General features: G+C 72.5%; 18 protein-coding genes. 7 read left to right on the forward strand and 11 right to left on the reverse strand.

Translation table 11 applies throughout. The features are described from left to right. Position 1: 1 nt before the first annotated feature. A complete protein-coding gene (locus tag ACH34T_RS24255; protein WP_396023196.1) occupies positions 2–2101 on the reverse strand; it encodes a restriction endonuclease in 2100 nt (699 codons plus the stop codon). 581 nt (positions 2102–2682) lie between these two features. Between ACH34T_RS24255 and ACH34T_RS24260 the strand changes: the two genes are divergently transcribed. Together ACH34T_RS24260 and ACH34T_RS24265 are read left to right on the forward strand one after the other, a co-directional pair. Beyond that, entirely contained in the window at positions 2683–3384 is a 702-nt protein-coding gene (locus tag ACH34T_RS24260; protein WP_396023197.1) for an ABC transporter ATP-binding protein, read from the forward strand. After that, positions 3369–5705 carry an FtsX-like permease family protein gene (locus ACH34T_RS24265; RefSeq protein ID WP_396023198.1) on the forward strand — a complete coding sequence of 779 codons (2337 nt, stop codon included), beginning with the start codon at positions 3369–3371 and terminating at the stop codon, positions 5703–5705. The genes ACH34T_RS24260 and ACH34T_RS24265 overlap by 16 nt, the downstream gene beginning before the upstream one ends. Here ACH34T_RS24265 and ACH34T_RS24270 read toward each other — a convergent pair whose 3' ends face one another. The 6 genes from ACH34T_RS24270 to ACH34T_RS24295 all read right to left on the reverse strand — a co-directional run bounded on the left by ACH34T_RS24270 (position 5706) and on the right by ACH34T_RS24295 (position 11175). Next, positions 5706–6956, reverse strand: a complete 1251-nt coding sequence (locus ACH34T_RS24270) for a sensor histidine kinase (RefSeq protein ID WP_396023199.1) — start codon at positions 6954–6956, stop codon at positions 5706–5708. It lies immediately after the preceding gene. Continuing rightward, positions 6953–7606 (reverse strand): response regulator transcription factor, encoded by a 654-nt coding sequence (locus tag ACH34T_RS24275; protein WP_396023200.1) that lies wholly within the window; start codon positions 7604–7606, stop codon positions 6953–6955. Before ACH34T_RS24275 ends, ACH34T_RS24270 begins: the two co-directional genes overlap by 4 nt. Positions 7607–7730: 124 nt before the next feature. Next, the gene (locus ACH34T_RS24280) at positions 7731–8117 is read right to left on the reverse strand and encodes a hypothetical protein (RefSeq protein ID WP_396023201.1); all 387 of its coding nucleotides are present in this window, start codon (positions 8115–8117) and stop codon (positions 7731–7733) included. Between the two features lie 122 nt (positions 8118–8239). Further along, positions 8240–8614 carry a VOC family protein gene (locus ACH34T_RS24285; RefSeq protein WP_396023202.1) on the reverse strand — a complete coding sequence of 125 codons (375 nt, stop codon included), beginning with the start codon at positions 8612–8614 and terminating at the stop codon, positions 8240–8242. Positions 8615–8653: 39 nt separating this feature from the next. Then, positions 8654–9976 carry an MFS transporter gene (locus tag ACH34T_RS24290; RefSeq protein ID WP_396023203.1) on the reverse strand — a complete coding sequence of 441 codons (1323 nt, stop codon included), beginning with the start codon at positions 9974–9976 and terminating at the stop codon, positions 8654–8656. Further along, positions 9955–11175, reverse strand: coding sequence for a glycosyltransferase family 4 protein (locus tag ACH34T_RS24295; protein WP_396023204.1), 1221 nt, complete (start codon positions 11173–11175; stop codon positions 9955–9957). The genes ACH34T_RS24290 and ACH34T_RS24295 overlap by 22 nt, the downstream gene beginning before the upstream one ends. A 357-nt stretch (positions 11176–11532) precedes the next feature. Here ACH34T_RS24295 and ACH34T_RS24300 point away from each other — a divergent pair, with 357 nt between their 5' ends. Further along, positions 11533–13017: an MFS transporter gene (locus ACH34T_RS24300; protein WP_396023205.1), complete on the forward strand. Its 1485-nt coding sequence runs from the start codon at positions 11533–11535 to the stop codon at positions 13015–13017. 37 nt (positions 13018–13054) lie between these two features. Here the strand turns inward: ACH34T_RS24300 and ACH34T_RS24305 are convergent, their stop codons facing one another. After that, positions 13055–13426 (reverse strand): peptidase inhibitor family I36 protein, encoded by a 372-nt coding sequence (locus ACH34T_RS24305; RefSeq protein ID WP_396023206.1) that lies wholly within the window; start codon positions 13424–13426, stop codon positions 13055–13057. A gap of 182 nt (positions 13427–13608) precedes the next feature. Continuing rightward, the gene (locus tag ACH34T_RS24310; RefSeq protein ID WP_396023207.1) at positions 13609–14526 is read right to left on the reverse strand and encodes a hypothetical protein; all 918 of its coding nucleotides are present in this window, start codon (positions 14524–14526) and stop codon (positions 13609–13611) included. A 44-nt stretch (positions 14527–14570) separates the two neighbouring features. Here ACH34T_RS24310 and ACH34T_RS24315 point away from each other — a divergent pair, with 44 nt between their 5' ends. Then, positions 14571–15407 (forward strand): 2,3,4,5-tetrahydropyridine-2,6-dicarboxylate N-succinyltransferase, encoded by an 837-nt coding sequence (locus ACH34T_RS24315; protein ID WP_396023208.1) that lies wholly within the window; start codon positions 14571–14573, stop codon positions 15405–15407. Here the strand turns inward: ACH34T_RS24315 and ACH34T_RS24320 are convergent. Continuing rightward, positions 15397–16080, reverse strand: a complete 684-nt coding sequence (locus ACH34T_RS24320) for a 4'-phosphopantetheinyl transferase family protein (protein WP_396023209.1) — start codon at positions 16078–16080, stop codon at positions 15397–15399. The genes ACH34T_RS24315 and ACH34T_RS24320 overlap by 11 nt on opposite strands. A 23-nt stretch (positions 16081–16103) precedes the next feature. Between ACH34T_RS24320 and dapE the strand changes: the two genes are divergently transcribed. Both dapE and ACH34T_RS24330 read left to right on the forward strand, forming a co-directional pair. Next, entirely contained in the window at positions 16104–17180 is a 1077-nt protein-coding gene (gene dapE / locus ACH34T_RS24325; RefSeq protein WP_396023210.1) for a succinyl-diaminopimelate desuccinylase, read from the forward strand. Beyond that, entirely contained in the window at positions 17177–17977 is an 801-nt protein-coding gene (locus ACH34T_RS24330) for a TIGR00730 family Rossman fold protein (RefSeq protein WP_396023211.1), read from the forward strand. Before dapE ends, ACH34T_RS24330 begins: the two co-directional genes overlap by 4 nt. Here the strand turns inward: ACH34T_RS24330 and ACH34T_RS24335 are convergent. Then, positions 17928–18878 (reverse strand): NAD(P)-dependent oxidoreductase, encoded by a 951-nt coding sequence (locus tag ACH34T_RS24335; protein WP_396023212.1) that lies wholly within the window; start codon positions 18876–18878, stop codon positions 17928–17930. The two genes, ACH34T_RS24330 and ACH34T_RS24335, sit on opposite strands and share 50 nt — an antisense overlap. Positions 18879–18964: 86 nt before the next feature. Between ACH34T_RS24335 and ACH34T_RS24340 the strand changes: the two genes are divergently transcribed. Continuing rightward, a complete protein-coding gene (locus tag ACH34T_RS24340) occupies positions 18965–19579 on the forward strand; it encodes a TetR/AcrR family transcriptional regulator (RefSeq protein ID WP_396023213.1) in 615 nt (204 codons plus the stop codon). Positions 19580–19583 lie beyond the last annotated feature (4 nt).

Raw genomic sequence — 19583 nt, forward strand, 5'->3', positions numbered from 1 at the left:
GTTAGTCGATGGTGACGCCGTGGTCTCGGGCCAGGCCCGCGAGGCCGTCGGCGTAGCCTTGGCCTACGGCGCGCAGGCGCCAGCCGCCTTGGCGGCGGTAGAACTCGGCGCAGATCACGACTGTTTCGGTCGTGGAGTCGGTCGCGAGGGCGTGGGCGGGCCCGTTTCGCTCGGTCACGGTGAGCCGGACGGCGCCGGGCGGCCCGCTCGTCACCAGCAGGACGGTCGACACGTCCGTGGGGAGCCGGGCCAGGTCCACTCGCACCTGACGGGTCGCGGTGTCCAGTTCGACCGCGCCGTCCGCGGAGACCGGCTGGTTGTAGAAGACGAAGTCGGCGTCGGAACGGACCTTGCGGTCGTGGCCGAGAAGCAGGGCGCACACGTCGTGGTCGGCGGACGGCAGCGCGAAGGCGCACAGCAGCGCGGTCGCGGAGATCTTGACGTTCCCGCCCGCGCGCAGCGGGCTCGGGGGAGCGGCAGAGTCGGCCCGGTCGAGGCCGGGGTCGCGCCAGCCGTCCGGTGCCTCGATGCGCGCGTCCACCCCTGCGTGCTCCTTGAGGAGGTAGAGGAGGTTCGCGCCGTCGAGAAGCTCGATGGGCTTGTTCTTCGCGAAGTCGAAGGACGCCTGGCCGTAGCCGCTGGTCGTGACAAGGATGCCTTTCGACGCGCCCTCGTTTTGCAGCGTCCCGAACAGGTCGCGGACGGCGGAGACCCCGACGGTGTTCCGGTAGCGCTTCGCCTGGATCACGACCTTGCCGCCCATGATCGGGCGTGGGTCGTAGGCGACGCAGTCGACGCCGCCGTCGCGTGACGGCCTGGTCTGCCGGGTCTCCAGCCCCATCCGGGTGAACAGGTTCTGGATCAGCCCCTCGAACTCCGTCGGGCTCATGTCCAGGAGGTTCGGCCGCTCGTCCAGTTCGCCGAGGACGTCGGTCTCCTCAACGAACCGCGGGTCGACCATGCTGAACTCCAGCACCGGACGGACGGGTGCGAGCTCGGCGGTGTTCCGGGACACGCCCGCGCCGAGATGCTTCAGGCAGGCCGCCGGTTCGACCCGCGCGAGATCGAGTTCGGAGAACGTCTCCTTGGTCGTGCGCAGCGTCAGCAGGCAAGGGCGGACGGGGCGCCCGGTCGCCGCGTCGATGGTGTCGACCATGCCGTTGAACACGACGGTCGTCACATGACCGGCGGCGTCGGCCTTGAACAGGTCCCGGACGACCCGCAACGCGACCTGGCTGACGACGGACGTGTACTGGGCTTTGACCTGTGCGGCCGCACGCTTGGTCTCGGTGACGGAGTCGGACGTCTTGACGTACCGGTAGGTCTTGACCGTCGGGACGACGTCGATGGCCGGCAGTTCGTACTCGACCACGAGCTGAGCCGACTCCGGGACGAAAGCCAGCCGCCACTTCGCCGGAAAGCCGTCCGGGTAGGAGACGGTGTTCAGGACCAGGTCGAAGTAGGCGACGACGGCGTCCGGCCGTCCTTCGGCGAGTTCCCGTTTGAAGGCCTCGACTTCGGCGTGCTGGCGCCGGGTCTTCTCTTCCGCTTCGCTCGTCCGCCGTACGTGTTCCTGCTGGAGGCGGCCCAGCGTGGCCTGACGGGCCTGTTCCCGCTGCGCGTGCTCGGCGCAGGCCTGCTGGTAGGCCAACTGCCCCTGCTGGACCTGTTCCTCGTGCCGCGCCCCGCCGAACAGCTTGGACAGGCCCGTCTGCGGCGGCGGCAGAAACGCTTCCTGCCGCGGCGGGGGTTCCGGACGGGCCACCGGACCGGGCTCGAATGGCGTCACCTCCGCCTTCTGCTTGAGCCGGTCGAGGTTGAAACGCGTGTTGATGCGCAGGCCGGAGACCAGGACGGAATCCAGTTCGTCCAGTCGCTGGGCGAGGCTCTCGTTCAACGCGGCGACTTCGGCCACCCGGGATTCGGTGTAGAGGCGCTTGCGCTCCTTCTCGTCGGCGGCCCGCGCGCGCTGGTATTCGGCCTGGGCCCGCGCCGCCTCCTGTTGTGCGGCCATTTCCGCCCGCCGTCTCGCCGCCGCCGCGCTCTCCGCCTCCCGCTGCATCCGCGCGACCGTCGCCATGAACCCCTGACGCCTCGCCATTCACCTCACCCGTCGATCTTGACCCGAATCCTGCGAACTCCTCGTCGTCAACGGTAGGCATTTACTCGTTCCGGTCGAGTAATTTCCTCTTGATCAGTTCACCTGACCGATGGCGGTCACGCGGGCATTCGAGCGGGTGCGGGACCGGCGCCTGTCAGGTGGGCATTAGGGCCCGGACGATTTCGCCCTGACCGGTGGCGGAAGGATGGGTGCCGGTGGCCTTGGCGTAGGCCGCGCTGATCGCCAGCCCTCGGCCGTTTTCGGCTTTTTGGACGCTTCGCGGCGGTGAGGAGCGTGGGAGAGGGATCCCAGCACTCAAGGAGCGGGGCGTTGTCGTGGAGGGTGCAGCGGAGGCGGATGTGATGGCCTCGGGCGGTGGTCACGGCGTTGGTGACGATCTTGCTCATCACGAGCATGGCGTCGTGGACGAGGCCCTGGCTTGTCGGGGTGGCGGTGCCGGTCCGCTTCCGCGTCTCGCCGAGGCGCGCTGTGAACTCCGACTCTGACCACCGGGGGCGTAAGGGGCGGGTGAGCGTTAGCGGTCACCTTGGCGAAACCGGGTGGGTGGAACGGTTCAGCGCGTGGAGAGACGTGAGGAAACGGTCGTGCGGCTCGATGCCGTGCGCAAGGCATACGGTGACGTCGCCGCGCTGGACGGGGTGACGCTGGAGATCCGGCGCGGCGAGGCCGTGGCGGTGATGGGGCCGTCGGGGAGCGGGAAGTCGACGCTGCTCAACATGGTCGCGGGGCTGGACCGTCCGACGGCCGGGACGGTGACCGTGGACGGCGAGGACCTCACCGGGATGCGGGAGGCGGCGCTGGCCAGGTTCCGGCGCCGCCGGATCGGGATGGTCTTCCAGTTCTTCAACCTGCTCGACGATCTGCCCGCGCTGGAGAACGTGGCGCTGGCGGCGCGGCTGGTGGGCGTCCCGGCGCGCAAGGCGCGGGCGCGGGCGCTTGAGCTGCTCGACGAGCTCGGCGTCGCCGACCGGAGCGACGCCTATCCGGCGGTGCTGAGCGGGGGCGAGCGCCAGCGGGTCGGGGTCGCGCGGGCATTGGTGAACGGGCCGGCGCTGCTGCTGGCCGACGAGCCGACCGGCGCGCTCGACAGCAGGAACGGCGAGCAGGTCGTCGACCTGCTGCTCGAACTCAACCGGAAGGGCCAGACGCTGCTGCTGGTCACCCACGACGAGCGGCTGGCCGCCCGGTGCGCCACCCGGCTGGTCGACTTCGTGGACGGACGGATCGAGCGGGAGAGGAGCGAGCCGTGGAGCGTCCGCTAGGCGCGGTGTGGGCGGCCTCGCGCGCGGGCGTGCGGCGCCGGCGGCTGCAGTCGGTCAGCATCGCGATCGTGGTCGCGCTGTCCACGGCAACGATCGTGTTCGGTCTCGGGCTGCTGGCGGCGTCGAACTCGCTGTTCGACGACGCTTTCGCCGAGGCGCGCGGCGCGCACGCCACCGCCTTCTTCGACGCCGGCAAGGTGACGGAGGGGCAGGCGGCGGCGACCGCGCGGGCGTCCGGCGTCACGGCCGCGGCGGGGCCGTTCCGGACGGCGGTGCTCAAGTCGGACGAGACGCCCGGCAGGATGCCGCTCTGGCGCGGCGGCGACCTCACCGTGGCCGGACGGGCCGACCCCGGCGGCCCGGTGGACAGGCTCACGATCACCGCTGGACGGTGGGCCCGCGCGCCGGGCGAGCTCGTCCTGCGCGGGCGGCCCGAGGGGCCGATGAAGGTCGGCGGCAAGGTGGTCTCGCCGGGGCTCCCGGAGCTCACGGTCGTCGGCTTCGCGACGTCGGCGACCGGCGGGACCGACGCGGACGGCGGGACCGGCGGGTGGGTGACGCCGGAGCAGGTCGGTCGGCTCCGTCCGGACGGGCTCCAGATGCTGTACCGGTTCGCCGACGCCGCGGACGCGTCCGAGGTGCGGCGCAGCCTCGCCGCGGCGACCGGCGGGCTGCCGATGACCGGCAACGAGTCCTACGTGGTCGCCAGGCAGGAGTTCGAGGGCAGGTTCAACGAGCTGATCCCGTTCATCACGATCTTCGGGTCGCTGGCGCTGGCCGTGTCGGTGTTCATCATCGGCAACGTGGTCAGCGGCGCGGTGGTCGCGGGGTATCGGCGCATCGGCGTGATGAAGGCGCTCGGCTTCACCCCGGCGCAGGTGTCCGCGGTGTACGTCGTGATGATCGCGGTTCCGGGGCTGGCCGGCTGCGCGGCGGGCCTGGCGGCCGGCCATCTCCTCGCGGCGCGGGTGGCGCGCAACCTGGCCGAGGGGTTCGAGCTGCCGTCGGCGGGCGGGTCCGCGATCATGCCCGATGCGGTGGCGGGCGGCGGCGTCATGGCGCTGGTGGTCGTGGCGGCGCTCGTCCCGGCGCGGCGGGCCGGACGGCTCCCGGCGGTCCAGGCGATCAGCGCCGGGACGGTGTCGCGCCGCGGCCGCGGCCGGAGGGTGCAGCGGTGGCTGGCCAGGACCCGGCTGCCCGTCCCGGTCGCGCTCGGGCTGAGCCTGCCCTTCGCCCGTCCCGGCAGGACGGCGCTCACGCTCGCCGGGCTCTGCCTCGGCGTGACCGCGGTGACCATGGGCCTCGGGCTGCACCAGACGGTCATGAAGATCCTCACGGCCGACACGGAGGGGCACACGTCCGTCAATGTCGGCGTCGACCCGCGCGCCGCGGGGAGCGCGAACCTGTCGGAGCGGCAGGTGTTCGCGCTGCTGAAGGCGCAGCCTGGCACCGGCCACGTCATGTCCTTCAGCACCGCGAACGTGCGGATCCCCGGGCTTCCGTCGCGGCTGTCGGCCGAGACCTACAGCGGGGACTACCGGCCGTTCCTCGGCGACAGCCTCGTCCGCGGGCGCTGGTTCGCGGGCCCGGGCGAGCTGGTGCCGAGCGAGGCGTTCCTGCGGCTGCACGACCTGGACGTCGGCGACACCGTCACGCTGCGGACGGGCGGCGCCGAGCAGGTCAAGGTCCGGATCGTGGGCTCGTTCGCCCACCCCGACACCGCCCGGCTGATGCTGGACGCCGCGAGCCTGCCGAGCACCGGCGGCGGGGTCGAGCGGCGGCCGTTCGCGGTGATCGTGAAGTCGGGCGCCGACCCGGCCGCCTATGCCGGCCGCGTCAACGCCGCGGCCGGCTCCACCGGGCTCTTCGCCGAGGTCACCGAGCCAGACCTCGGGGACAGCGCGGTCTTCGACGGCCTGTTCCTGCTGTTCTCCCTGATCATCTGCGCGGCGGCGGGCCTGGGCGTGCTCAACAGCGTGGTGCTCAGCGCCCGGGAGCGCAGCCGGGACCTCGGCGTGCTCAAGGCCGTCGGGACGACCCCGCGGCAGGTGATCGTCCTGATGGTGACGTCGATGGCCGTGCTCGGGGTCGCGGGCGGAGTGGCCGGGCTGCCGCTCGGCGTCCTGGCGCACCACGGCGCCGCCGAGCTCACCGGCGAGATGATCGGCAGCGGGATGGCGGCGTCGTGGATCCACGTCTACGGCTGGCGGCTGCTGGTCCCGCCGGCGCTCGCCGGGCTGGCGATCGCCGTCCTCGGGGCCTGGCTGCCCGCGAGCTGGGCCGCCGCCACCCGTACCGCGACCGTGCTCCGCAGCGAATGATCAACCCGGCGGATCGTGGACGGGGAGGGCCACGGTGACGGTCAGGCCGCCGTCGCGGTTCGCCGTGGCCCGCACGGAGCCGCCGTGCGCGTGCGCGATCGCGGACACGATCGACAACCCGAGCCCCGCCCCGTCGCCCGATCCCGTGCGATCGCCCGATCCCGTGCGATCGGCTGATCCGGTGCGGTCGCCGCGCAGTCTCCTGAACGGCTCGAAAAGCCCGTCCACCTGCTCGGACGGGACGCGCGGCCCGCTGTTGCGGACGATGAGCCCGGCGTCCCGGGACAGCCTGACGTGGACGTCCCCGCCCGGATGGTTGTGCCGGATCGCGTTCTGCACCAGGTTCGCGACCATCCGGGTGAGCAGCACCTCGTCGCCGGCCACCGTGACCGGACGGATCGTCGCCTTGACGGTGACGCCGCGCCGCTCGGCGTGCGCCAGCTCGTCCTCGACGACCTGCCCGGCCACGACGCCGAGGTCCACCGGCGTCCGCGCGTCGAGGCCGCGCTCGCCCTGCGCGAGGACGAGCAGCCCGTCGATGAGCCGCTCGGACCGCCGGGTGTTGCGCAGCATCTCGGCCCGGATCGCGGCGAGCCGCTCCGGCGACGGGTCCGCGAGCCCGACCTCGATGGCGGTGCGCTGGATGGCGAGCGGGGTGCGCAGCTCGTGGGACGCGTTGGCGACGAAGCGCCGCTGGCTCGCCACGGCGTCCTCCAGCCGGTCGAGCATGGCGTCGAAGGTGTCGGCGAGCTCCTTGAGCTCGTCGTCCGGGCCGGTCAGCGCGATGCGCTCGTGCAGGTTGGACAGCGAGAGCCGGTGCGCGGCGGCGGTGACGCGCTGCAGCGGCCGCAGCAGCCGCCCGGTCAGCCACCAGCTGACCGCGAACGCCAGCACGATGATCACCACGATGGCGACCAGGGTGACGAGCCGCTGCGACCCGGCCAGGTTGTCCTGGAACTCCTCCGGCCCGATCGCCCGCTTGCCCGCCGCCTCGGGCGGGACGGGCACCTTGGGCACGTCGGGCAGGTCAGGGGGCTCCGGACACACCAGCTCGGTGCCCTGCCGGTAGCACGGTGGCCTGCCGGCGATGAAGGGAGCGTCCTGCATCCTGTCGTTCACGATCCGCTGCTGGATCCACAGCACGGCGCCGAGCACCCCCAGTGTGATCACGGTGAAGAGGCCGCCGTAGAGCAGCGTCATCCGGACCCGCACCGAGCCGCGCACCCGCCGCCTGATCAGCGCCGGTGTCACAGCCGGTACCCGAATCCGGGGACGGTGACGATGACGGGCGGCTCGCCGAGCTTGGCCCGCAGCTTGCTCATGGTCACCTTGACGACGGTGGTGAACGGGTCGGTGTGCTCGTCCCAGGCCCGTTCCAGCAGCTCCTCCGTGCTGACGACCGTGCCGCGCGCCTGCATCAGCACCTCCAGCACGGCGTACTCCTTGCGGGACAGCGGCAGGTACCCGCCGTCCCGGAACGCCTGCCGCCGCGCCGCGTCCAGCGTGATCCCCGCGTGCTCCAGGACCGGCGGCAGCGGCGGGACGTTCCGCCGCGCCAGCGCGTTGACCCGCGCCACGAGCTCGTCGAACGCGAACGGCTTGGCCAGGTAGTCGTCGGCTCCGAGGTTGAGCCCGTCGACCCGCTCGTGCACGGCGCCGGACGCGGTCAGCATCAGGATCCGCACCGCCGCCCCGCGCTGGGCCAGCTCCCGGCACACCTCGTCGCCGTGCACCAGCGGCAGGTCCCGGTCGAGGACGAGGACGTCGTACTCGTTGACGGCGAGGCGCTCCAGCGCCCCGGCCCCGTCGTAGGCGACGTCCACGGCCATGGCCCGTTTGCGCAGGCCCTCGGCCACCAGGTCGGCGAGGAACCACTCGTCCTCGGCCACGAGTATCCGCATCCTGCCATTGGCCCAGATCACCGATAAGGCGACGGTTAACGCTTGAGAGCCTCACGCCCGCGGCGGGGCGTGAGGGTCTCGTCCGAGATCATCGCGGAGGCCGGGCCTCCAGGGGAGCGGTGGCTCAGAATGCCGAGTAGGCGCTGAGGCCCTCGACGGGCAGGAAGGGCGCCGACTCTCCCCGGTCCAGGTGGTCGAGGAGCTTGCCGGTGCAGTCCTTGCCCGAGTAGACGACCAGGATGACCGGGATGCCGGGACCGCTGCCGTTCCACGTGTTGGCGGCGGATCGGAGCGGGAACTCCGCGTTGGAGCAGCCGCCGCCCGCCCGGAACGTCCTCACCTGTCCGGTGAAGTTGGTTCCCGACCAGCCGCACAGCAAGGTCTCCGGGCAGCCGGGAAGACCGGCGGCTGCGGTGGTGGTCGTTGTCGCGGACGCGAGCGACGCGGGCAGCACGACCGCGGACGCCGCCACCGCCGCGGCGAGCAAGACCCGCCCTAATGATCGCTTCATGGATGCACTCCCTTCGATGGGTGGTGCCTCACACGATCACCGGGCGGACGGACGGAGTCCACGACAGAGATCAACATTGCCGGAACCGGACAGACGCTCCGGGCGCGGACGAGCCGGGGGCGCTATCCCGGGGCCACGATCTGCTGGACGTTCCAGCCGTTGCCGTCCGGGTCCTTGAAGAAGACGAAGCGGCCCCAGGGGAAGTCGTGGACGTCGCTGACCTCGACGCCGCGGGCGGCCAGTTCGGCGCGGGCGGCGTCGGCGTCGGCGACGACGAGTTGCAGGCCCTGGAGGGTGCCGGGGGCCATCTCGGCGCCCAGGCCGGTGCCGATGGCGATCGAGCAGGCCGAGCCGGGCGGGGTCAGCTGGACGAAGCGGATCTCGTCGCTGACCCGGTGGTCGTGGTCGGCGTTGAAGCCGGCCTGTTCGGTGTAGAAGGCCTTCGCGCGGTCGACGTCCGAGACGGGCACCGCGACCAGTTCCAGTTTGAAGTCCATGGGGTTCTTTCTATCCCAGGGGTGACATTCCCATTCCCGTCAGGCGGGCCTTCCGCCTGCGCCTGGGCCCGCGCTCTCGCTCGCGTCCGGGCCTGGGAAGCGGATGAGGAACGTTCCAGCGATCACCACCAGGCCGGACAGCGCCAGGACCAGGCGGGGCGGGACCATGCCGAGCGGGCTGACGTCCCACCGTTCCAGCAGGTCGGACGCCGCGCCGGAGAGCAGGGCCGCCAGCGCCAGGCCGAAGCGCAGGACGGCGTGGAACGCGGTCAGGGCGAGGTTGCGCCGGTAGCCGTCCAGGCTCTCCTGCAGGTAGGTGATGCCGCCGACGAGGGCGGCGGTGGCGGCGCCGCCGAAGACGACGGCGCCCACGAACGACCAGGTGATCGACGCGGCCGCGCCCATCGTGGCGATCGTCGCGCCCTGCAGGGCGGTGGCCGTCCTGATCTGGGTCATCAGCTGCCACCGGCCCTTGCGGACGATCATCAGGCCGGTGATCGCGCCGACCCCGAACAGCGCCACCAGGGCGCCGAAGCCGACCGGGCTCGCGTCCAGGACGTCCTTGACGAACACGACGCCGAGCGAGAACAGCGCGCCCAGGCCGAGCGCGACGACCGCGACGCCGGGCAGGACGCCGCGCACCACGCGGAGCCGGAGCGCGTCGATGAAGCCGCCCTGCCGCTTCCCCGCCCGCTCGGCGGCCTGGTCGGCGGCCCACCGCTCCCCGGGCGCGGGGCCGAGGTCCGGGATGGAGCGGATCGCGAAATAGGACACGAGGTAGGTCAGCGCGTTCAGCCAGAACACCACGACGTAGCGCCAGTGGCCCTCCCAGCCGGCGTTGTTCGACGCCCAGAGCATCAGCCCGAACAGGCCCGCGCCGACCGGGATCATGCCGTAGGACGTGGCCATCGTGATGCCGTTGGCGACCTCCAGCGTCCCGGTGTCGTGCTCGCGGCCGTGCCTGCGCTCGTCGCGGTCCTCGATGAGGTAGGGGATGGCGGCGTCCCGGGCGGGCAGGAAGCACAGGCCGACGACCTCGATGGCGAACGCCCAGAAGTACACCCACCACAGCCAGGGCAGGACGGGCAGCGCCACCGCCATCCCCACCCGGATCAGGTCGGAGGACATCATGACGCTGCGGCGCCGCCACCGCGTGACGACCCGTGCCGCGACCGGCGCGCCCAGCGCCGAGGGGAGCAGGCGCAGCACGAGGACGCCGCCCACCGCCGTCGTGGATCCGCTCAGCTCCAGCACGAAGTACATGAGGGCGAGCGTCCCCGTCCAGTCGCCTAAGGAGGAGACGGTCTGCCCCACCATGAGGCGCCGGAAGTCGCGGCGGTTCAGCTGCTCTTTGAGTCCCATGCGGGATCGGCCCTCCGTACCGCGTCCCGAAGCGCGTCCCGCCGGGCCGGGCCGGCGCCGGGCGCTCCGGCGGGGACGGGCGGTTCGGCGGGGGCGCCGCGGAGGAGGGCGGCGAGCCGGGCGGCCGCGCGGTCCCAGCTCCATTTCTCGCACACCCAGCGGCGGCCGTCGTCGCCCATGCGGCGGGCCCGGCCCGGGTCTGCCAGCAGGTCGTCCAGGACGCCCGCCAGGCCGTCCGCGCGTGTCGCGTCGACCAGGACGCCGGTGCGCCCGTCCAGGACGGACTCGGGGCTGCCGCCGGACCGTCCGACCACGACCGGCAGCCCGGCCGCCGACGCCTCGAGGACGGACAGCCCGAGCCCCTCGACCTGCAGCCCGCCCCGGGTGTCCCGGCACGGCAGGACGAACAGGTCGGCGGCGGCGTAGTAGCGGGGAAGGTCCGCGGCGGAGACGGTTCCGGGGAGGGTGACCGTGCCGGGCGCCGCGCGTGCCGCCTGTTCGATCAGGTGGCCGCGCATGGGGCCGTCGCCGACGATGACCAGCCGCGCGCCCGGATGCCGCCGGACGACGCCGGGCCAGGCGTCCAGCAGCAGGTCATGGCCCTTGCGGCGGACGAGCCTGGACACGCTGAGGACGACCGGCCCCGGCCCGAGCCCGTGCCTGCGGCGCACCGCCCGGCCGTCCAGCCCCGGACGGAACCGGACCGGGTCGACGGCCCCGGCGAGCTGGACCAGCCGCGTCCGGTCGCCGAGGACGGCCGCGATCTCGCCGCGCGTCCCCATGCTGAGGAAGGTGAGCGCGTCGAAGGCCGGGGCCACGGCGCGGAGCGCGGCGCGGGTGGGCGCGCAGCGGAACCAGCCGAGCTCCTGGCCGTGCGTGGAGCCGATCAGCCGGGGCACGCCCGCGGCCTTCACCAGCGGCGCGTACATGGCGAACGGCGCGGCGGCGGTGATCCAGGCGACGTCGGCGCCGTGCCGGGCGGCGAGCCTGCGCAGTCCGCGGAACAGCAGGTAGCCGTGCCGCCGGACGACCGGGAAGCCGAGCCGGGCGTCGAAGGCGGCGTCCCCGGGCCAGGCGGGCGCGACCACGAGCAGCCGGTCGGCGGGGAGCCGGCGCACGAGTTCCCAGGTGAACGTCTGCACCCCGCCGGCCTCCGGCGGGAAGTGCCCGGTGATCACGAGGGTCCGGGGTATCTCCATGTGGACCCGTTTTCCCCGGTAGCGGGGTGCCATTCACCGGCGCTGGGAGGCGCTACCGGGTCCGGTGCCACCCACACCGGACCCGGCCGCCTCCTCGGTGGACCAGGCCGCCCCCTCAGTGGACCGCCATCGCCATGACGCAAAGCGAATCACGCCGCCACGGCCATAGTCAACTATTCATACAAAGATAGTGGGAAACATCACGCGTCCCCGCCGATGTGGCCGAGGGACGGCGCGCAGTGGAGTGTGACATTTCTGGGTGAAATGTGATGTGAACCTCATCGTCGGGTGTCCGTGTCACACTTCGGCCCGCCGATTCGCTCATGGGACGCGACTCGATTCGACTCGGAGGACCCCATGACAGACAAGGCGGAGGGGACGGGCGCCGGCCCGTCCTTCCTCGCGACCGGACGCGGCAAGCTGACCCTGACGCTGCTGTGCGCCATCGCGTTCCTGGACTTCATCGACGCCTCGATCGTCAACGTGGCGCTGCCCGCGGTCAGGCAGGACCTGGACTTCTCCGTCCAGGACCTGCAGTGGGTGCCGAGCGGCTACCTGCTCACCTACGGCGGTTTCATGCTGCTCGGCGGCCGGCTCGCCGACTTGCTCGGCCGCCGCCGCGTCGTCCTCGCCGGGACGGTGCTGTTCTCGCTGTCGTCCCTCGCGGGCGGCCTGGCGGTCAGCTCCGGGATGCTGGGCGGGGCGCGCCTCGCGCAGGGCGCCGGGGCCGCGCTGATGCTCCCCGGGACGCTCTCCATCCTGACGACGATGTTCAGGGAGGGCGGCGACCGCGCCAAGGCGCTCGGCGTCTGGGGCGGGGTCGCGGGCGGCGCGAACGCGCTCGGCGTGCTGCTCGGCGGGCTGCTCACCGACGGACCCGGATGGCGCTGGGTGATGCTCGTGAACGTCCCGGTCAGCGCGCTGGTGATCGTCGGGCTGTTCCTGCTGGTGGACGGCGACCGCAGGTCCGCGCGCCTGAAGAGCTTCGACCTCGGCGGGACGGTCCTGGTCACCGGCGGCATGCTGCTGCTCGTCTTCACCCTCGTGAAGGCCCCCGAGGCCGGCTGGGACTCGGCCCGCACCATCGGCGGCCTCGCCGGGACCGCCGTGCTGCTGGCCGCGTTCGCCGCCAACGAGCAGCGCCACCGCAGCCCGCTGCTCCCGCTGTCGATCTTCCGCGTGCGGGGGCTCGCCGTCACCGACGTCGCCTACCTCGTCGCCGTCGCCGGGCTGGCGTCGATGTTCTTCTTCCTCAGCCTCTACATGGTGAACGTCCTCGGCTACTCGCCGCTGGAGACCGGCCTGGCGTACCTGCCGCTGTGCTTCGGCGTCGGGATCGCCGCCGGCGTCACCCCGATGCTGATCGCCCGGACGGGCACCCGCCCGTTGATCGTCGCGAGCCTGCTCGTCACGGGCGGCGGGATCTTCTGGCTGTCCCGCATCCCGGTGGACGGCGCGTACCTCACCGACCTGCTGCCGGGCCTGCTCGTCACCTCGCTGGGCCTCGGCGTGGTGTTCGTCGCCGTCACCACCGCGGCGAACGCGAACGTCTCCCCGGACAAGGCGGGCCTCGCCGCCGCGCTCCTCAACTCCTCGCAGCAGATCGGCGGCGCCCTCGGCCTGGCGATCTTCTCCGCGGTCGCCACGTCCCACACGGACGGCCTGCTCGCCGACGGCAAGCCGGTGCCGGAGGCGCTGACGTCCGGTTTCGCGAGGGCCCTGCTGGTGTGCAGCGTCTTCCTCGCCGTGGCCGCCGCCGTCGCCCTGCGCGCCGCCAACACCCGGGGCGAGGCGTCCGGCGTGGCGTCGGAGCCCCGCCCCGAGCCGCTCCCCGTCAAATGAGGGGCGCGGCCGGGAGCCGGCGGTGGCTGGCCGGGTGTCAGAAGTAGCGGACGGACGCGCTCAGACCCGGGGAGGGCAGATTGCGCAGCGACTGCTTGTTGGAGACCGAGCCCAGGCGTTCGCCCGTGCAGTCCTTGCCGGACCAGACGGTCAGGGAGATGGGCAGCTCCCACCTGATCGGGTAGTTGTTGTGGATCGACCGGACCGGGAACGGCGCGTCCGTACAGGTGAACTTGCCGAAGGTCGTCATCGTCCCGGTGAAGCCGACTCCGTTCCAGCCGCAGAAGGACGATAACGGGCAGTCCTCGACTCCGGACGTGGTGGCCGCGGAGGCGTTGGCGGCGGGCAGCAGGGCCAGCGCCCCCGCCGCCGAGGCGGCGAGCGAGATGTGTGCGAGCTTTCGCAACATGGAGCGACTCCTTTCGTGAGTGCTCCCGCCATCAACGCATGAAGCGCTCTTGATGATCAACGAACGGCGTCCGAATTGCCGATTGTGGACATCCGCAGTTGAACGGCGGCGCGGTCGAGTATCGGTCGCGCGGCCAATGGAGCCGAATTGCCGGACGTGGTCGCCAGGGCGCTTCAGCGGATTCAGCGGATGATGACGGCGTCGGCGCGGGCGGGCTTGTCGTCCGTCCAGCCGTCGTGGCCGGCGTCGGCCTCCCAGTGGCGTCCCGCGAAGCGGACCTCGGTGAGGCCGTAGGCCTGCGCGTGCGTCACCGCCCACGCCGCCACCGCCCAGCCCGCCCGCGCGTTCGTGACCTTCACCGCGTTCCAGGAGTCGGGGCGCGCGGGCGCGCCCGTGCCGAGCGGGCCCGGGCCGCTCACGCGGAGCTTGCTCCCGAACGCGCGGCGCAGCTCCCGGATCGCCTCCGGACGGCGGGACGCGGTCCGCTTGCCCGGCGGGTACCAGCAGCGCGCGGTGCCCGCCTCGCGTCCGGTGAACGCCGCCGCGAGGAGTTTGCCGTCGTCCTCGTGCTGGGCGTAGGCGCTGCCGTCCGCGCTGCGCTGCACGCGCTGCGCCGCGTCGTGCAGGTCGCGGTCCAGGTAGCCCTTCACCTTGACCAGCGCCTTGAAGAACCTGGTGGTGGACTCGACGGGGTCGCGGAGCTTGTGCGGAGCGCCCCAGCCCTGCGACGGGCGCTGCTGGAACATGCCCACCGAGTCGCGGTCGCCGCCCGGCAGGTTGCGGATGTGCGACTCCTGGATCGCGGTCGCGTAGGCGATCACCGCGGCCCGCTCGGGCAGCCGCTCGCGGAACGCGACCCCGGCGATCGTGGCGGCGTTGGCGCCCTGCTCCAGGTCGAGCGGCATCTTGCCCACGCTCGTGCTCACCTCGCAGCCGGTGCCGTGCAGATACGGGCGGGCCTTGTGGAACAGCGCGTAGGCGCCCACGCCGAGCAGCAGCACGACGACCGACACGCCCGCCGCCCAGCGCCCGCCGCGGCGGCGTCCGCCGTGGTCAGGCCCCTCCTCGGGGCGCGCCTTCAACCTCGCCCAAACAGCCACGCGATGAAGGTACCGGGGAATGGCCCCCAGTAAGCTCATGGCCCATGACCGAAACGTTCACCAGCCCGATCTCCGGCGGCATCGACGAGCTGTGGGAGCGGCGCGCCGACCTCACCCCGGACGACGTCGACGCGCGCACCGCCATCGTGGCCGCCGTCGACCAGATCGACGCCGGCGAGGCCCGCGTCGCCCGCATCGACCCCGGCACCGACGAGGTCCTCGTCGACGAGCGGGCCAAGCGGGCGATCCTGCTGAGCTTCAAGGTCCTCGGCATGGTGCGCTCCCAGGTCGGCGACTTCCGGTACCACGACCGCATCCCGCTGAAGACCCGCCTGGACGGCGTCCGCGTCGTCCCCGGCGCGATCGCCCGCTGGGGCTCCTACCTCGCGCCCGGCGTGGTGCTGATGCCGTCGTTCACCAACATCGGCGCCTATGTCGACTCCGGGACGATGGTCGACACGTGGGCGACCGTGGGGTCGTGCGCGCAGGTCGGCAAGAACGTCCACCTTTCGGGGGGCGTGGGCATCGGCGGCGTGCTGGAGCCGCCCAACGCCAAGCCGGTGATCATCGAGGATGAGGCGATGATCGGCAGCCGGTCGATGATCGTCGAGGGGGCCCGGGTGGGGCGCGGCGCGGTCGTCGGGTCCGGCACGAACCTGTCGGCGTCCATGCCGGTCATCGACGTCGAGACGGGCGAGGAGGTCGCCCGCGGCCGCGTCCCCGACTGGTGCGTCGCGGTCGGCGGCACCCGTTACAAGGAGTTCAAGGGCGGCACGTTCGGGCTGCCCGCGGTGCTGATCCTCAAGCGCCTGGAAGAGGGGCAGCGGCACGACAAGGCGTCCCTCAACGACATCCTGCGGGACCACGGGATCAACACGTGACCTCGGTGATCTTGAGCGGGCGGTCGGTGAGGACGGCCGCCGCGGCGGCGTAGCCGGGCCCCGGAGTCAGGTCGGCCAGGCGGACGGGCGAGACGGCCGCCTCCCCCTCCCAGGCGACGACCTCGGGAGGCTCGTCGGGCGCGGAGACGTGGATGGCCGTCATGGGCGCCGCCAGGCCGTGGCCCGTCGCCTTCAGGAGTGCCTCCTTGCGCGTCCAGTAGCGGTGGAAGCCGCGCCGTTGATCGTCCATGGCGGCGAGGACGGCGCGCTCCGGGGCGGCCAGGACCATCTCGCCGAGCCTGTCGATGTCGCGGTCGCCCTCCTGCTCGACGTCCACGCCGACCTCGGCGCCCTCGGTGAGGACGACCACCACGCGGTCGCCCGAGTGGGACAGCGAGAAGTCCACGGCGGAGCCGGGCAGCCGGGGCTTGCCGTGGGAGCCGCCACAGTGGGGGCAGTCGGTGGTGAACCGGATGTCCTCGGGGGCGAGGCCGGTGGCCTCGGCGAGGGCCGTGCGGGCGAGGAACCGCCCGGTGACGAAGCGGGCCTTGTCGGCGGGGCGGAGGAAACGGTCGTAGCGGTCGCGTTCCCCGTCGTCCAGGAGGGCGCGCATCTCGGCGTCGTCGGCGGGGCGTGCCCAGCGGACGGCGCACTCCAGTACAGGCTTGTCCACGACGGCGATGATAGGAGTTGGGCATGGGGCTTGATCTGTTCTCGGACGTGGCGGACCTCACGGCCGCCATCGTCGACGTCGAGTCGGTGAGCGGTGCGGAGGAGGCCCTCGCCGACGCCGTCGAGGAGGCGCTGCGGGCGCTCCCGCACCTGGCGGTGGAGCGCGACGGCAACAACGTCGTCGCCCGTACCGGGCTGGGACGCGCCGAACGGGTCGTGCTGGCCGGGCATCTCGACACCGTCCCGCTGAACGGGAACCTTCCGTCGCGGGTGGACGGCGACCGCCTCTACGGCTGCGGCACGACGGACATGAAGAGCGGCGTCGCGGTCGCGCTGCGGCTCGCCGCCACCGTGGCCGAGCCTGTGCGCGACGTCACGTACGTGTTCTACGAGTGCGAGGAGATCGAGGCCGAGCGCAACGGGCTGCGGCGGCTCGCGGCGACGCGTCCTGACCTGCTCGCGGGCGACTTCGCCGTCCTGCTGGAGCCGACCGGCGCGCAGATCGAGGGCGGCTGCCAGGGCACGCTGCGCGCCGAGGTCACGGCCGTGGGGGAGCGGGCGCACAGCGCGCGGGCGTGGATGGGCTCCAACGCGATCCACACGGCCGGGCAGATCCTGGACGTGCTGCGCGCGTACGAGCCGTCCCGTCCGGTGGTGGACGGCCTGGAGTTCCGGGAGGGCCTGAACGCGGTGTTCATCAGCGGCGGCGTCGCCGGGAACGTCATCCCGGACGAATGCGTCGTCACCGTGAACTACCGGTTCGCGCCCGACAAGTCCGTCGAAGAGGCGGAGGCGTACGTTCGGGAAATCTTCGGCGGCTTCCAGGTGACGGTCACCGACACCGCGTCCGCGGCCCGTCCCGGGCTGACGCATCCGGCGGCCGCGGCGTTCGTCGCGTCCAGCGGGGCCGGCGTCCGCGCCAAACTCGGCTGGACGGACGTCGCCCGCTTCGCCGAACTCGGCGTCCCGGCCGTCAACTACGGGCCCGGCGAGCCGACCCTCGCGCACACGAAGGACGAATTCGTCGAGATTCCCCTCATCGCCGAGTGCGAGCGACGTATGCGCATGTGGCTGGAGCGTCCTACTAACGTGGGTCCATGACATCGGAAGTGAACTCCCGCTCGCGCCGGCAGGGCCCGGCCATGCTGCGGGGACGGGCCGTCCCCCAGACCACCACCGACCAGCGCCTCCTCGACGGCCGCGGCCCGGCCGACTGGGTGCACGCCGACCCCTGGCGCGTGCTGCGCATCCAGGCGGAGTTCGTCGAGGGCTTCGGCCTGCTCGCCGAGCTGCCGAACGCCGTCAGCGTCTTCGGCAGCGCCCGCACGAAGCCGGGCAACGAGGAGTACGAGCTCGCCGTGGACATCGGCGCCCGGCTGCACGACGCCGGCTACGCGGTGATCACCGGCGGCGGCCCGGGGATCATGGAGGCGGCCAACAAGGGCTGCGACGAGAACGGCGGTCTGTCGGTCGGGCTCGGCATCGAGCTCCCGTTCGAGCAGCGGCTCAACGACTACCTCGACATCGGGCTGGAGTTCCGTTACTTCTTCGTCAGAAAGACCATGTTCGTCAAGTACTCGCAGGCGTTCGTGGTCCTGCCCGGCGGGTTCGGGACGCTGGACGAGCTGTTCGAGGCGATCACCCTCGTCCAGACCAGGAAGATCACCCGGTTCCCGATCGTGCTCGTCGGGACGGAGTTCTGGGGCGGGCTGCTCGCCTGGATCAAGAAGACCATGCTCCCCGGCGGCAAGATCTCCCCGCAGGACCTGGACCTGATCCACCTCACCGACGACCCGGCGGAGGTCGTCCAGATCATCATCGACGGCCACACCCGGGCCCAGCAGGAGATCATCGAGGCCCGGGCGTCGTCCGAGGCGGCGGAGACCGCCGGCGAGTGACCGCCCGTTCCGCGCCGGTGCGGGACTCGATCGCGTGGACCACGGCCGCCATGTCCGCCTCGCCGTGCCCCAGCGCCAGGGTCTCGCCGTAGAGGGCGTGGCAGGCGTCGAGCAGCGGCGAGGCGATGCCCGCGTCCCTGGCGGCCTCCGCGACCAGGCGGTTGTTGTCCAGGACGTTGGCGATCGACGCCTGGACGGCGAAGTCGCGGTCGACGAGCATGCGCGACTTCGCGCGTGACACGGTGCTCGCCATGGGGCCGGCGTCGAGGACGTCCCGGAGGCGGTGCTCGTCCAGGCCGTGTCCGCGGGCGAAGTGGAACGCCTCCGCCAGCCCGGTGACCATCGTGATCAGGAAGAGGTTGACCGAGAGCTTCATCAGCAGCGCGTTCGGCACCGGGCCGCAGTCGAACGACTCGTGGCACATCGGGCCGATCAGCGGGCGGACGGCATCGACGGCGTCCGGTTCGCCTGCCAGCATCGCGACCAGGCTTCCCGCCTCGGCGGGCCCGCGCGAGCCGGAGACGGGCGCCTCGACGTACCGGCCGCCGGCCGCGCGCAAGTCGGCTTCGAGGCCGCGCGAGTAGCCCGGGGACGTCGTGCCCATGTGGACGATCACGCGCCCGGCGACGTTGGCGGCGAAGGCGGGCGTGCCGCGTCCCAGCACGGAGTCGATCGCGGGGCCGTCGGCCAGCATGAGGAACACGATCCCGGCGCGGCGGCACACGTCGGCGGGGCTCGCCGCCACCGCCGCTCCGGCGGCCCGCAACGGCTCGGCCTTCGCGGCGGTGCGGTTCCAGACGACCAGCCCGGTACCAGCCCGAGTGGCATCGGCGCGGGCGAGGTTGAGCGCCATGGGCCGCCCCATGACGCCGAGACCGATGAAACCGATGTCCGCACGCATCGCCGCCTCCGGCCCTGCCGTCGTCCGATCTTGCGAGTTATGACAACGGTCATGATAATGGCCCAGGTGATAGACGCAATAGCGGGATGGATCTGATGGCCGCGGCCGAGCGGGGGCCACGGGAGCGGATGGTGTTCAGCGCGGCGCAGCTCATCCGCCGCGACGGCGTCACCGCCACGGGCCTGCGGGACGTCGCCGTGCACGCCGGGGCGCCGCGCGGCTCGCTCCAGCACTACTTCCCCGGCGGCAAGGAACAGCTGGTCAACGAGGCCGTGGAATGGGCGGGCCGGTACGCGAGCAAGCGCGTCGCACGGTTCATGGCGGCGATGGCGCGGCCCACGCCGGGCAGGCTGTTCGCGGCGATGGTCCGGCAGTGGACCGACGAGTACCGCACGGCGGGCTTCGCGAAGGGCTGCCCGGTCGCGGCGGCGACGGTCGACTGCGCGGACACCGTCGAGTCGACGCGGGCCGGGGCGGCCGCCGCGTTCGCCGACTGGCGGCGTCCGGTCGCGCGGGAGCTGGCCGCGATGGGCGTCCCGTCCAGGCGGGCGGACGCGCTCGCCACGCTGATGATCAGCTCGCTGGAGGGCGCGATCCTGATGGCGCGGGCGGAGCGGAGCGTCCGGCCGCTGCGGGCCGTGGCGCACGAGCTCGCCCCCTACCTGGACTCCTGCGTCGAAAGGCCCGCCGAGGAGGGCTGAGCGC

The organism is Actinomadura sp. 9N215, assembly GCF_044326345.1.
Lineage (GTDB): Bacteria > Actinomycetota > Actinomycetes > Streptosporangiales > Streptosporangiaceae > Spirillospora.

Excerpts from the sequence above, each read along its gene's own strand:
- ACH34T_RS24275 (WP_396023200.1), bottom strand. The coding sequence starts at position 7,606 with ATGCGGATACTCGTGGCCGAGGACGAGTGGTTCCTCGCCGACCTGGTG.
- ACH34T_RS24340 (WP_396023213.1), top strand. The coding sequence starts at position 18,965 with ATGGATCTGATGGCCGCGGCCGAGCGGGGGCCACGGGAGCGGATGGTG.
- ACH34T_RS24315 (WP_396023208.1), top strand. The coding sequence starts at position 14,571 with ATGACCGAAACGTTCACCAGCCCGATCTCCGGCGGCATCGACGAGCTG.
- ACH34T_RS24330 (WP_396023211.1), top strand. The coding sequence starts at position 17,177 with ATGACATCGGAAGTGAACTCCCGCTCGCGCCGGCAGGGCCCGGCCATG.
- dapE (WP_396023210.1), top strand. The coding sequence starts at position 16,104 with ATGGGGCTTGATCTGTTCTCGGACGTGGCGGACCTCACGGCCGCCATC.
- ACH34T_RS24290 (WP_396023203.1), bottom strand. The coding sequence starts at position 9,976 with ATGGGACTCAAAGAGCAGCTGAACCGCCGCGACTTCCGGCGCCTCATG.
- ACH34T_RS24335 (WP_396023212.1), bottom strand. The coding sequence starts at position 18,878 with ATGCGTGCGGACATCGGTTTCATCGGTCTCGGCGTCATGGGGCGGCCC.
- ACH34T_RS24295 (WP_396023204.1), bottom strand. The coding sequence starts at position 11,175 with ATGGAGATACCCCGGACCCTCGTGATCACCGGGCACTTCCCGCCGGAG.
- ACH34T_RS24300 (WP_396023205.1), top strand. The coding sequence starts at position 11,533 with ATGACAGACAAGGCGGAGGGGACGGGCGCCGGCCCGTCCTTCCTCGCG.
- ACH34T_RS24280 (WP_396023201.1), bottom strand. The coding sequence starts at position 8,117 with ATGAAGCGATCATTAGGGCGGGTCTTGCTCGCCGCGGCGGTGGCGGCG.
- ACH34T_RS24255 (WP_396023196.1), bottom strand. The coding sequence starts at position 2,101 with ATGGCGAGGCGTCAGGGGTTCATGGCGACGGTCGCGCGGATGCAGCGG.
- ACH34T_RS24285 (WP_396023202.1), bottom strand. The coding sequence starts at position 8,614 with ATGGACTTCAAACTGGAACTGGTCGCGGTGCCCGTCTCGGACGTCGAC.
- ACH34T_RS24305 (WP_396023206.1), bottom strand. The coding sequence starts at position 13,426 with ATGTTGCGAAAGCTCGCACACATCTCGCTCGCCGCCTCGGCGGCGGGG.